Below are 11941 nucleotides of genomic sequence, written 5' to 3'. Positions count from 1 at the left end.
ATAGATTACTAACTTATACAAAGATAAGAGGTGCAAAATGATACAAACGTATTATGAAGTAATTGATACACCTATTTCAATTGAGGAAGTTACAAACAAAGTAATTCGTCGTGAGTGCGGCGCAGTTACTACTTTCGTTGGTACTGTTAGAGAATTTACGAAAGGGCGTCGTACGCTACATTTAGAGTATGTAGCATATAAAACAATGGCAGAAAAACAACTTGAGAGAATTGGTACTGAAGTAGGAGAGAGGTGGCCTGGGACATTTGTCGCCATTACACATCGCATTGGTACATTACAAATTTCTGATCTTGCTGTTGTCGTCGCTGTTTCTACACCACACCGGAAAGCTGCATATGAGGCGAACGAATATATTATGGAGCGTATAAAACAAATCGTTCCAATTTGGAAGAAAGAATTTTGGGAAGATGGTGAATCATGGATTGGTGATCAGTTAGAGAATGTAGCATATGAGAATGGTGAGCCTGAAGAGGAGATGAGAATATGATTGAAGTACTATTATTTGCACATTTACAAGAAGAAGTAAGTAAGCCAGCATTACAAATCGATTGTGAAAATATTACAGTTGCTGAACTAAAGAAGGTACTCATTAAGAAATACAACGTAGCGATTTCAAATGAAATCATGGTAGCTATAAATGAAGAGTATGCAAATGAGGATGACATCATTCAAACTGGCGATGTCATAGCGATAATTCCGCCAGTAAGTGGTGGTTGATTCTTTTCGACTTAATCATGTTACGACGTGATTAGGCTGGAGAGAATGAATATAAATATGCATACATAGGAGGGAACAGGATGAAAAGTCCTAATTTTCAATTAAGTTTACAAACTTCTAATCTAATTATAGGTTTTATGGTATGGGTCATTTTATCATCATTAATGCCTTATATTAAAGTGGATATCCCATTAACTGCGGGGCAAATTTCTATGGTCACAGCAGTACCCGTTATTTTAGGTTCTGTTCTTCGCATTCCAATTGGTTATTGGACAAATCGTTTCGGAGCAAGAAAATTATTCTTTATTAGTTTTATTCTATTATTACTTCCTGTCTTTTATATTAGTGTTGCCAATTCTATGATGGATTTAATTATTGGTGGATTATTTGTAGGAATCGGTGGTGCTGTATTCTCTGTAGGAGTAACTTCTTTACCAAAATACTTTCCGAAAGAGAGTCATGGTTTTGTAAATGGTATTTACGGTGTCGGTAACGCCGGAACAGCAATTACTTCGTTTTTAGCGCCTGTTATCGCAACTTCAGTTGGCTGGAGAACGACAGTACAATGTTATTTAGTTTTACTTGCAGCATTTGCACTTATGAACTTTTTATTAGGTGATCGTAAGGAGAAAAAGGTGAATACACCATTAATGGAACAAATAAAAGGTGTATATAAAAATGAGAAACTTTGGTTTTTATGTATCTTTTACTTTTTAACATTCGGATCATTTGTCGCATTTACAGTATACTTACCAAACTTTTTAGTATCTCACTTCGGATTAGAGAAAGTAGATGCTGGTATGCGAACTGCAGGATTCATTGTACTCGCAACAATTATGCGTCCGATTGGTGGTTGGCTCGGCGATAAGTTTAATCCATTTAAAATATTAATCTTCGTATTTATCGGTTTAACACTTTCAGGTATTATTTTATCATTCATGCCTAGTATGAACGTGTATACATTTGGTTGCTTACTAGTCGCATTTTGTGCAGGCATTGGTAATGGTACAATCTTTAAACTCGTTCCAATGTACTTCTCAGAACAAGCAGGTATTGTAAATGGACTTGTTTCAGCTTTAGGCGGACTAGGAGGGTTCTTCCCGCCCCTAATTTTAACATTACTATTCCAACTAACAGGCCATTATGCAATTGGATTTATGGCATTATCAGAAGTCGCACTTGCTTGTTTAATCATTACAGTGTGGATGTATAGTCAAGAAAAGCTGTTAGTGATGTTAAAAAATCATTAATAAGGAAAAAGAACCATCCCAAAGTATTTTGGGATGGTTCTTTTAGTAATAGGCTTCAACATGTTTTTATTGATCTCTCAATAAACGCTTATTTTCTATAAGAATTTGCTTTTAAAATGAAGATGTCAAAAGTTATTCAATTAAAGGGCAGATTAGTTAAGGAAATCTTAAATCTATTCTAAAGATCGAACTCATTTTTAGAATGCAAATATTTAATTGAATCGGGATGTTTAGATGAAAAAAATATAAGTCCACTCAAGATAAACAAGTATCAGGTGTGTTAGGTAGTTTAAGCGACAAGTATAGGATTGATGCAAGTATTCTTCGCATAGTAACTGCATTATCAGATTTTTTTAGGCCAAATTTTTTGGTAAGGTTAATGGATATTGTGAAAAAGTATACTTAAAATAAAGAAGATAGTTTAGGTCAATAAGATAAAATTATGAATTTGTATAAATAATCCATAATTTTCTTTATGAGTTATATTTGGTATGTTAAAGAAAAGAGAGGAGAGGGAAATGAAATAAGAATTTTTGATGCACATTTTCATATTATTGGTTTAAGTTTTTCTGATTATTGAGAATTGAAGGGGTTTTCCGACTGATTAAATGTGATTCATATTTAGTAAAGTGTTTAATCCAACTAAAATATATTTAGAATGAGGTTTTACATGTTTGTTTTTATTATACTAGACGTAATATTACCAATATTAATATTAATGCTAATTGGTGCAATCTTACAAAGAAAGTTCCAATTTAACTTAAAGCAGCTTTCTACACTTATTACTTATTGCTTAATGCCAGCGGCTGTATTTGTGAATATATATGATATTAGTATAGAGACAGGTTTGTTGCTCCAAATAATATACTATTTAATGCTTTATAGTCTGAGTCTGATCATAGTAAGTCATTTCATTTCAAAAACATTAAAGTTAGAAAAAGGAGAAAGTGCAGCTCTAAAAAATAGCATTTCGTTAATGAATTCCGGTAATTATGGGTTACCAGTAAGTCAATTGATTTTCAGTCACAATCCAGTGGGGGTTTCCATTCAGATTTTTATTGTGATTTTCCAGAATCTTTTAACTTATTCATATGGGATATATAACTTACTATCAGCAACAAAAACAATCGGAGGTATTATTCAATCATTTCTAAGACTGCCTGTATTTCATGCGCTCGTATTAGGGGTTCTCTTTCAATCTTTTAAAATTCAAATACCTAATTCTATCTTGCTACCTCTTAATCAGCTTGCGAATGGTTTTGTTGCAATAGCACTCATATTGCTAGGGGCGCAATTATCCAACATTAAACTTAATTTTTTCCATCGAGTCATAACATGGGCTTTAATTGGAAGGTTACTGATGGGACCATTATTAGCACTTGCTGTAATATACATACTAAACATCGATGGTATTGTTGCACAATCGTTATTTATTGCAAGTTCTTTTCCTACTTCAAGAAATACATCAACCATTGCTATGGAATATCAAATAGAGCCTGAATTACATGCACAAATCGTTTTATTTTCAACAATTTTCAGCATTATTACAGTAACTGTCGTTATTTATTTATCATATATTTTGTTTTGAATATACGTGCAAAAACGAAAAGATTTGAGGCGGTAAATGATGGACAGAAGTCCTATAGATATGAGAAGAAAGCAGTCTTTCATATATTGGGTGTCGTTTACAATTGTACCATGTTTCAAAATCTAGTGATTTAATTCAAAAAAAGAAACTTATTAGGGTTTATTTCGTATGGAAATCTTTAAAGTATTTACATATAGACTGGCGAAAAAAAGACACAATCTCGCTTATAATTAAAGTTATATGAGCTTAGGGTGATAGCGATGGGGTGGGAGTGTCAAGTAAGAATTTTATGCATAATTGCCACTAAGGGAGATGATTAAAAGTTGAGTAAACAGAATATCAGCACAATAGTTTCAGGAGATTTGATTGTTACCCATCTAATTGGCCAGATTAATACAGAAGATGTGTATGAATGGTTTAATGATTTTGAGCAGGTTTGTCAGCAATTTATTTCTGAGGGTCGGAAATACAAAGTGTTGGTGGATAGAAAAGGATATACCCCAAATCATTTTTCTGTTCAAAAAGTATGGAAAGATAAGTTCTTCAATGAAACCATTTTGAATCATAGTAAGGCAATTGCATTTCTTCTTGAAGAAGGAGAGATACTGAAGTATTTACAACAATCCAATACAAAAGAATCCGTGGAGTTTTTTGATGATTATGAACAAGCGCTAATTTGGTTGAATGAATATCCAATATAAAAACTGAATAGAAAGAGTTGCTCGTAATGTTACACTTGTCATGAAATTTATTTGTTTACAAGTTGCAAACACCATTTATTTTCTTCATAGATTACTTGTGAAATAAAAGAACGGAACTACAACAAAAAGAACAAACGTCCCCTAAAAAACGTTTGTCCAAAGGTAATTACTATTTTAACTAAGAAATAGATTACAATTTATGTGTACGAGAAATCTTTTTTATAAGTTTAGGCAATATAGATGTTAGTTCTTGCTTCAAACGCTTCGTAAATGATGGATCTTTACCAGAAGTTGAAATAGTGACAACATATTCATTATTTCTTATAACGCCAGGTGTGTGAAAAGATGATTCTGTACCATCACTTACAACGTTAACCCACTGGAAATCATGAGCGGCCTGTTTGACCATCATATTTACAGCGTGTTGATTTGTAGCTGCATAAATAAGGTGAGCATCTTTAATATCATCATTACTAAAAGCTTTTTGCTTCCAAGTAATATAAGAAAGTTCCTTCATTTCCTCGCAAATTTCTGGGCTGACAACAGTGACGAAAGCGCCTGTATCTTTTAATCCAGACGCTTTTCGATATGCAATTTTACCTCCACCAATGATAACAACGACTTTATTTTGTAGATTAAACATAAGAGGGTACATGTTATACATATATGCATTCCTCCATTCGTTCTAACAATGTTAGTTTCATATATGTATCAAACTGAAGACAGTTACAAGTCGTAACATGATTATATTTTTTTGTATGCAATTCAATTTTTTGAAGTAATAATCCGGTAAAGAGAAGGTATGGCATGACATATACATGGGACGCAGTCGATGTTATATCCTTGAGCTCGGCAGTAAAAGAGGGAGTTCCTTTCGTTAAAAAGGAACAGGATACTGGCATACCAAGTTTTCGTTCGACAGCTGCTCCGATTAGTTGTAACTCATGTATCGGTTGTGTATCACTACTGCCTCGTCCTACGAGTAAAATACTACTATTTTGCATTGGCATAGCTTCACGTATTCTTTTCACTACAAGTTCCACCATATGTGGATGTGTACTAAAAGGAGGTACAACTGAAAATGTTATTTGTGGATATTTCTTTTGTAGTTGTTCTATTTCAAAAGGAATATCACGTTTATAGTGAGCTGCTGCAAATAATAAAACAGGTACAATCATTATTTCAGTTACTCCCTCTATTATCGTTTCTGTAACTGCATCCGAAATAGTAGGTGTCGTTAGTTCTAGAAAAGCTATTTTTTGAATTCTTTCGTTTCGCTCTTTCATAACAGATTGAATAAATTGAATGAATTGTTCATTACCTTCTTGTAGCCGGCTCCCATGTCCAACATATACAATTCCTTTCATTGTCTCACCATGTCTTTCTTCATAAGAGTTTCTTGTAATTGATGATCTACGTTATGAAACCCAACTTTATTTGCATAGTATAAAGTTGGAACGTCGGTATACGAGAATGGGAGAGTAAGAATATTGATAAAGCCAAGGCGTTTTATTTCTGCTAGAAACGTATCAATAGAAGCACGACCTTCAAATACAATGCTATCCCATGAGAATTCAGAAAGCATACGTGAATGAATTTCATCGAAGCGATGATCAATTGTGTACTCATGAGTCATCATATAGGAACCAGCACCAATTTTTTCTTGTATAAAAGCAATTCGGTTAATGTTTCGTCCTAAATAAACTGTTGTATTGGAAGAGAACTCTGCTTGTTTACTTAGTAGCCCATATTGCATAAGTTTTTCTTGAGTGGCAACGTTCATATGTTGTAGTTGCGCTTGTAAAGAACGAATATCTTTTTGGTGTTTACTACATGATTGCATCAATATTTCTACACTTTCAGCTGAACAAAAAACAAGACGATTAACGTTAAAAATTTCATTGATTTGTTCAAGTGTTAATGTGTATTCTACCTTTTTGAAAGTAGGAATTTGATATATTTCTGCACCGGCTTCTTGTAACTTTTGCTTCATTGAACTTGTTTTATTCGTTGCAGATGCAAATAAAACTTTCTTGCCGTGCAATGGCTTGCGTTCTTTCCAAGAGATTTGATCCCGTAAGGAAACGACATCACCAACAATTGTCATAGAAGGATTAGAAATATTTTCGTTTTTGACAATAGAAACAATGGTAGACAGTGTCCCTGTGACAACGCGCTGTTTACCAGTTGTACCCCATTCAATGACTGCTACTGGCGTATCTTCTTTTTTTCCTGCTTGTAGTAAGTTTTCACAAATTGTAGGTAAGTTTTTTATACCCATGTAGTAGGCAATCGTGTCGCTATTGTAAGATGAATTATATTTTCCATGATCGGTTAAAGGACCTTTTGCATGTCCGGTTAATAAAGTGACGCTATTACTGTAGTCACGGTGGGTGAGGGGAATACCTGCATAGATACTAGCGGCGATGCTAGATGTAATACCTGGTACAATTTCATATGGAATATTTGCTGATGCTAAAGTTTCTGCTTCTTCACCAACACGGCCAAAAATAGATGGATCTCCGCCTTTTAAGCGGACTATGATTTTTCCTTCTTTCGCAAATTGAAGGAGGTGTGAGTTAATCATTTCTTGACGCATAGTATGATTCTTTGGCATTTTTCCGCAATAAATAAGTTCACATGTTTCTTTTGTATAATTAAGAAAGGAAGGGTTTAATAAGCGGTCATATAAGACGATATCTGCACGATTTAAGCACTCTATCGCTTTTTTTGTAATAAGCCCTTCATCACCTGGTCCTGCACCAACTAAATATACATATCCGTTCATATTCGCACCTCGTCTATTTTTATTTAAAAGGAAGCCAGGGGAGGCTTCCTTTTTTAAATTACATGTATATATAAATATCCCCGTCAATAACTTCTACTTCATACGTTTGAATACAACCGTCATCAGGTTTTTGAACTTCACCTGTTAGTAGTGAAATTTTCCAATCATGTAGGGGACAAAAGACGAATTCTCCAGATACAATACCTTCCGCTAATGGCCCTTTTTTATGAGGACAACGATTTTCTACAGCTCGAATATCGCCATTTGAAAGGCGGAATAGGGCGAAAGACATACCTTTCATTTGCACCTCTTTACCGATTTGAATAGGAAGGTCTTCTGCACGCATAACTTTTATTTTTTCTTTCGTTTGTATCATATAGATCACAGCTCCTTATTTCACAGTTTCTACTTCATACATCGCTTTTAATGATTTCGTTTCTAGTGCTTGTCCCCATGCTTCTTTATATGTGCCACGAGCTTTTTGGAAACGTTCATTTAACTTAGTGACCATATTTGCATCTTGCAGTATTTCCTTTATGTGATCGAAGCCTAATCGTTCTGTCCAGTAGGCAGTACGCTCTCCATAAATACCAGTTTCACGATAATATTGCATGTAAGCTGTAGCGATGCGAAGGACATCATCTTCAGTAGGGACAATCATTACAAAATCAGCTTCGCGTACTTCCGTACCACCATTTCCGCCAATATAAAGTTGGTATCCATTTTCGACACAAACAACGCCAAAATCTTTCGTCAGTACTTCCGCACAGTTACGTGGACAGCCCGTTACACCCATCTTCATTTTATGAGGTGTATCTACCATTTCTAATGATTGTTCAAGCAACATACCAAGTCCTAATGAATCTTTCGTACCGAAACGGCAGAAACGAGAGCCAACACATGATTTTACATTACGAAGAGATTTTGAATACGCATATCCAGAAGCCATATTTAATTCAGCCCATACGTTAGGTAAATCTTGTTTCTTAACACCGTATAAGCCAATTCGGCTCGCACCTGTAATTTTCACAAGTGGAACATCGTACTTTTTCGCAACTTCAGCAATTTTCATTAAATCATCTGCTGTTGTAACGCCTCCGTACATACGTGGAATAACAGAGAAGGTACCATCGTGCTGGATGTTACCATTCATTCTTTCATTCACGAAACGGGATGATTTATCATCTTCATATTCTTCTGGAATCGCCATACGTAAATAGTAGTTTAAAGCAGGACGACATTTCGAACATCCATCTTCATGTACAAAACCAAGAACGTTTCGTACTTCTTTTGGAGATTTTAAACCTTTCTCATGAATGGCCGCTACGACTTCATCACGTGATAAAGGTGTACATCCGCACATACCGGTAGACTGTGCAGAAGCATCAAAAGCATCTCCAAGTGTATGAGATAAAACTTGTTCTACAAGCGGACGACATTTACCACAAGACCCTGCGGCTTTCGTACAGGCTTTAACTTCTTCAAAAGTCTTTAACTCCTGTTCTAAAATGGCGTGAACGATTGTGCCTTTCGTAACACCATTACATCCGCAAATTGTGTCATCCGCACTCATAGTAGCAACGTCAAGTTCACATTCTTCACCAGCTTTGTGAAGAATGGAAGCTGGTGTATATTCTTGTATATCTTCTTCTTTCTTTAACATGCTAAAGAGGCGGGTACCGTCAGCTGTATCACCGTATAAAACGATACCGACGACTTTATTATCACGAATTAATACTTTTTTATAGGAACGTTTACATTCATTAAAGATGGATATTGCTTTCGTTTGATCATCTTCATAAATTTGGCCAGCAGAGAATAAATCACAACCAGCAACTTTTAATTGTGTACCGACGATACTGCCCGAATATCCATCAGTTTGTAAATTTGTTATATGTTTTGCTAATATCGCACCTTGTTCATAAAGAGGAGCAACAAGTCCATATGCGATACCGTCATGCTCTGCACATTCTCCAACTGCATAAATGGACTCATCATTTGTTAGCATATAGTCATTGACTACAATACCGCGATTTACAATTAGACCAGCATCTTTTGCTATTTGCGTATTTGGGCGTATACCGACAGCCATTACGATTAAATCACAATCTACAACTTCACCATCTTCAAATTGAATGCCCTCAACATGGTCTGTACCAAGAATTTTTACAGTTTTCTTTTCCATTAAAAACTTCATGCTTTGTGCTTCTAAATCTTCACGCAGAAGAGCAGCTGCTTTCGTATCTAGTTGTTGCTCCATTAAGCTAGGCATTAAATGAACAACATGTACGTCCATTCCTAAATCAATTAGACCTCTTGCGGCTTCTAAACCGAGTAACCCGCCACCAATGACAACGGCCTTTTTCTTTTCTTTAGCGGTATCTATCATAAATTGTGTATCTTCAATAGTTCGAAATCCTGTTACACCAGAAAGTGCGGAACCTTCAACAGGTAAAATAAAAGCACTAGAACCTGTTGCGATAATGAGCTTGTCGTATGTAAGAGTACGCTTCTTTTCTGTAATAATAATTTTTTCTTCTCGGTTAATACTTTGAACTCTTTCATTCGTATACAAAGTTATTTCGTTTTCTTCATACCAACTGTATTCATTCATAATGATATCTTGCATATTTGTTTTGCCTTGTAAAACATGAGAAAGCATAATGCGGTTGTAGTTTGGATGCGGTTCATCTCCAAAAATAGTAATCTCATATGAATCACTATCATGTTTTAAGATTTCTTCCATACAGCGAATGCCAGCCATACCATTTCCGATCATAACTAAACGTTTTTTCATTTTCGTTTCCCCTTTTTATGTGAAATATTGAACAAAGGATTATATTTTTATTATAGAAAATCAAATAAGGGGAAGATGTGATATTTATCACATTTTTATAATGATTCACAAATTGTTAAAATTCGGTTTTATGTGAAGGGGATGTGAATATTTTTCGCAAAACGAAAAAGCAGGCCATAAGTATTTACACTCATGTCCTGCACTTGATTTATGCTTTCGTAATGGCACGCGGAAATAAAATATTATTTTCTAAATGAATATGCTCAAATAAATCAGACTCTAGAGCTTCAAGACGTTGGTAGACAAGTCGATAAGTACCGCAAGCGCCTTCTGGAGGAGTAAAGTCATTTGTCACTTTACGAAGTTCTTTTATAATATTTCCGGCATGATTGTGCTCATTTTCTAGTTCATCCACTACTTTACGTAACTTTGTATAATTTTCATCAGTTGGATTTTGTTCAAATTCTAAAATTAATGGGAAATCTTCCATTTCTTCTTTAATTAAATGCTGTTCTAATTCCATTTTAAGTTCATGAAATAGCTTATGAATTTGAGCTAAATGAGGCTGACTTGCCCCATGAACACGTAATACTTTTGTCACATATGGACTTAACTGTGGTAATTCTTCATTTAAATAGCGATGATGCTTATTTATAACATAATCAATCAATTCACGATAAGAAGCATTTTTCCAATCAATTTCCGATTCATTTAATCGTTTCGTATTATGATAAAGCGTATTTAACTCTGTAAGCACTTCAGTAGCTGATAAATTTCTTTCATGAATTGCATCAATAAGTGGCTTATTACCGCCACAACAAAAATCTATTCTATATGATTTAAAAAGATCACTAGCTTTCGGAAATTGTGTAACAATCTCACCAACAATTGAAGTTTCAGTAAATGTATGTTCCATATGAATGCCTCCATAAAATTTTAATGTAATATCTGAATTAAGAATAGCGATAAATTAAAATCTATGTAGTGATTGAAATCACTTATTCTGTGTCGTTTTTGAGAATAATAAGAAGAATGTTATTAAAATAAGGGGGAAAGTAATAAGTGGTAATATTTTACGTTAATAAAAAAGAAGCTTAGTAAAAGCTTCTTTTTTATTACTATTTTTCACATGCAATTCCATCGCCATCACGATCAAGATGAGAGCTATAACCTGGTTGCCCTTTATGTAAAGGAGCTTTCCCAGCTGCTCTAACTGCAGCACAATTTTTGTAGTATGCACTATCAGTATTACCATTAGCTGGTTGTGTTTGAGCTTGCTGTGCTTTTTGTTCTTCTTGTTGTTTGCGAGCTTGTTCATCAGCCAGACGTTTTTGTTCTTCTTGTTGTTTACGAGCTTGTTCATCAGCCAGACGTTTTTGTTCTTCTTGTTGTTTACGAGCTTGTTCATCAGCCAGACGTTTTTGCTCTTCTTGTTGTTTACGAGCTTGTTCATCAGCCAGACGTTTTTGTTCTTCTTGTTGTTTACGAGCTTGTTCATCAGCCAGACGTTTTTCATCCTCTTGCTTACGAGCTTGTTCTTCGGCTAGACGCTTCTCATCTTCTTGCTTTTGAGTTTTTTCGTCCGCCTCTTTCTTTTCTAGCTCTTTTTTCTGTTCGCTATCTTTTGGCTCTTCATTATTAGAGGCAACTTTTGTACTAGTTGCTGTCGTTTTTTCAGAAGAAGGAGCTGAAATACCTAATAACGCAACAAAAATGACAAATAATACAGCTGTAATAATAAATTGTTTTTTCGCTACACCTGTTTTCTTAATAACAGATAAGATTGCTAGAACAAGGAAGAATATAAATAGAATGAAACTTAAAGTAGAAAAAAACTCGACGACGGGGTGTTCCGATTTTGGTGTACCGGCCGTTATTAATATAATAGAAATCATAAAAAGAATAACGGTAGGACGTCCATATTGTTTTGATTTTCCATTTTTCTTAAAGAATGAAATGATACATAAGATTAAAAGAATAAAAGCAATAAAAAATAAAGCTGCACCAATATTACTTAAAATCGACATTTTCATACCTCCATTTGTAAGATTCTTCTTATTGATTATATAGGAATTTATT

At 34.6% G+C, this 11941-nt stretch carries 12 protein-coding genes and 1 pseudogene; 6 read left to right on the top strand and 7 right to left on the bottom strand.

What is annotated here, in order from left to right; all coding sequences use genetic code 11:
* Positions 1 to 37: 37 nt before the first annotated feature.
* From AU379_RS13460 to AU379_RS13440, 6 genes and pseudogenes are all read left to right on the top strand, one after another.
* Positions 38 to 508 carry a molybdenum cofactor biosynthesis protein MoaE gene (locus AU379_RS13460; protein WP_000616829.1) on the top strand — a complete coding sequence of 157 codons (471 nt, stop codon included), beginning with the start codon at positions 38 to 40 and terminating at the stop codon, positions 506 to 508.
* Positions 505 to 738, top strand: a complete 234-nt coding sequence (moaD, locus tag AU379_RS13455) for a molybdopterin converting factor subunit 1 (protein WP_000573681.1) — start codon at positions 505 to 507, stop codon at positions 736 to 738. Before AU379_RS13460 ends, moaD begins: the two co-directional genes overlap by 4 nt.
* Positions 739 to 818: 80 nt before the next feature.
* Positions 819 to 1988, top strand: coding sequence for a nitrate transporter NarK (gene narK / locus AU379_RS13450; protein WP_000841857.1), 1170 nt, complete (start codon positions 819 to 821; stop codon positions 1986 to 1988).
* Positions 1989 to 2265: 277 nt separating this feature from the next.
* Positions 2266 to 2343 (top strand): annotated as a pseudogene (locus tag AU379_RS31215) (hypothetical protein); the annotation flags it as partial.
* Between the two features lie 315 nt (positions 2344 to 2658).
* A complete protein-coding gene (locus tag AU379_RS13445; RefSeq protein ID WP_000497508.1) occupies positions 2659 to 3576 on the top strand; it encodes an AEC family transporter in 918 nt (305 codons plus the stop codon).
* A 323-nt stretch (positions 3577 to 3899) separates the two neighbouring features.
* Positions 3900 to 4277: a hypothetical protein gene (locus AU379_RS13440; protein ID WP_000043364.1), complete on the top strand. Its 378-nt coding sequence runs from the start codon at positions 3900 to 3902 to the stop codon at positions 4275 to 4277.
* A gap of 190 nt (positions 4278 to 4467) precedes the next feature.
* Here the strand turns inward: AU379_RS13440 and AU379_RS13435 are convergent, their stop codons facing one another.
* From AU379_RS13435 to AU379_RS13405, 7 genes are all read right to left on the bottom strand, one after another.
* The gene (locus tag AU379_RS13435; RefSeq protein ID WP_000282595.1) at positions 4468 to 4941 is read right to left on the bottom strand and encodes a precorrin-2 dehydrogenase; all 474 of its coding nucleotides are present in this window, start codon (positions 4939 to 4941) and stop codon (positions 4468 to 4470) included.
* A complete protein-coding gene (locus tag AU379_RS13430; RefSeq protein ID WP_000676474.1) occupies positions 4934 to 5644 on the bottom strand; it encodes a sirohydrochlorin chelatase in 711 nt (236 codons plus the stop codon). Before AU379_RS13430 ends, AU379_RS13435 begins: the two co-directional genes overlap by 8 nt.
* Entirely contained in the window at positions 5641 to 7065 is a 1425-nt protein-coding gene (locus tag AU379_RS13425) for a uroporphyrin-III C-methyltransferase (RefSeq protein ID WP_061139406.1), read from the bottom strand. The genes AU379_RS13430 and AU379_RS13425 overlap by 4 nt, the downstream gene beginning before the upstream one ends.
* 58 nt (positions 7066 to 7123) lie before the next feature.
* Entirely contained in the window at positions 7124 to 7441 is a 318-nt protein-coding gene (gene nirD, locus AU379_RS13420; RefSeq protein ID WP_000616682.1) for a nitrite reductase small subunit NirD, read from the bottom strand.
* 15 nt (positions 7442 to 7456) lie between these two features.
* Entirely contained in the window at positions 7457 to 9862 is a 2406-nt protein-coding gene (gene nirB / locus AU379_RS13415) for an NADPH-nitrite reductase large subunit (protein WP_044584405.1), read from the bottom strand.
* A 208-nt stretch (positions 9863 to 10070) separates the two neighbouring features.
* Positions 10071 to 10778, bottom strand: coding sequence for an iron-sulfur cluster repair di-iron protein (gene ric / locus AU379_RS13410; RefSeq protein WP_000401360.1), 708 nt, complete (start codon positions 10776 to 10778; stop codon positions 10071 to 10073).
* 202 nt (positions 10779 to 10980) lie between these two features.
* Complete coding sequence (locus AU379_RS13405; protein WP_000025815.1) at positions 10981 to 11889, bottom strand: excalibur calcium-binding domain-containing protein; 909 nt, start codon at positions 11887 to 11889, stop codon at positions 10981 to 10983.
* Positions 11890 to 11941: the final 52 nt, after the last annotated feature.

The organism is Bacillus sp. JH7, assembly GCF_001563515.1.
Lineage (GTDB): Bacteria > Bacillota > Bacilli > Bacillales > Bacillaceae_G > Bacillus_A > Bacillus_A cereus.
This window is presented reverse-complemented; position numbering and strand designations above follow the sequence as displayed.

Coding starts and splice junctions, on each gene's coding strand:
- narK (WP_000841857.1), top strand. CDS start 819: ATGAAAAGTCCTAATTTTCAATTAAGTTTACAAACTTCTAATCTAATT.
- AU379_RS13460 (WP_000616829.1), top strand. CDS start 38: ATGATACAAACGTATTATGAAGTAATTGATACACCTATTTCAATTGAG.
- AU379_RS13445 (WP_000497508.1), top strand. CDS start 2,659: ATGTTTGTTTTTATTATACTAGACGTAATATTACCAATATTAATATTA.
- AU379_RS13435 (WP_000282595.1), bottom strand. CDS start 4,941: ATGTATAACATGTACCCTCTTATGTTTAATCTACAAAATAAAGTCGTT.
- nirD (WP_000616682.1), bottom strand. CDS start 7,441: ATGATACAAACGAAAGAAAAAATAAAAGTTATGCGTGCAGAAGACCTT.
- AU379_RS13425 (WP_061139406.1), bottom strand. CDS start 7,065: ATGAACGGATATGTATATTTAGTTGGTGCAGGACCAGGTGATGAAGGG.
- AU379_RS13430 (WP_000676474.1), bottom strand. CDS start 5,644: ATGAAAGGAATTGTATATGTTGGACATGGGAGCCGGCTACAAGAAGGT.
- ric (WP_000401360.1), bottom strand. CDS start 10,778: ATGGAACATACATTTACTGAAACTTCAATTGTTGGTGAGATTGTTACA.
- moaD (WP_000573681.1), top strand. CDS start 505: ATGATTGAAGTACTATTATTTGCACATTTACAAGAAGAAGTAAGTAAG.
- nirB (WP_044584405.1), bottom strand. CDS start 9,862: ATGAAAAAACGTTTAGTTATGATCGGAAATGGTATGGCTGGCATTCGC.
- AU379_RS13405 (WP_000025815.1), bottom strand. CDS start 11,889: ATGTCGATTTTAAGTAATATTGGTGCAGCTTTATTTTTTATTGCTTTT.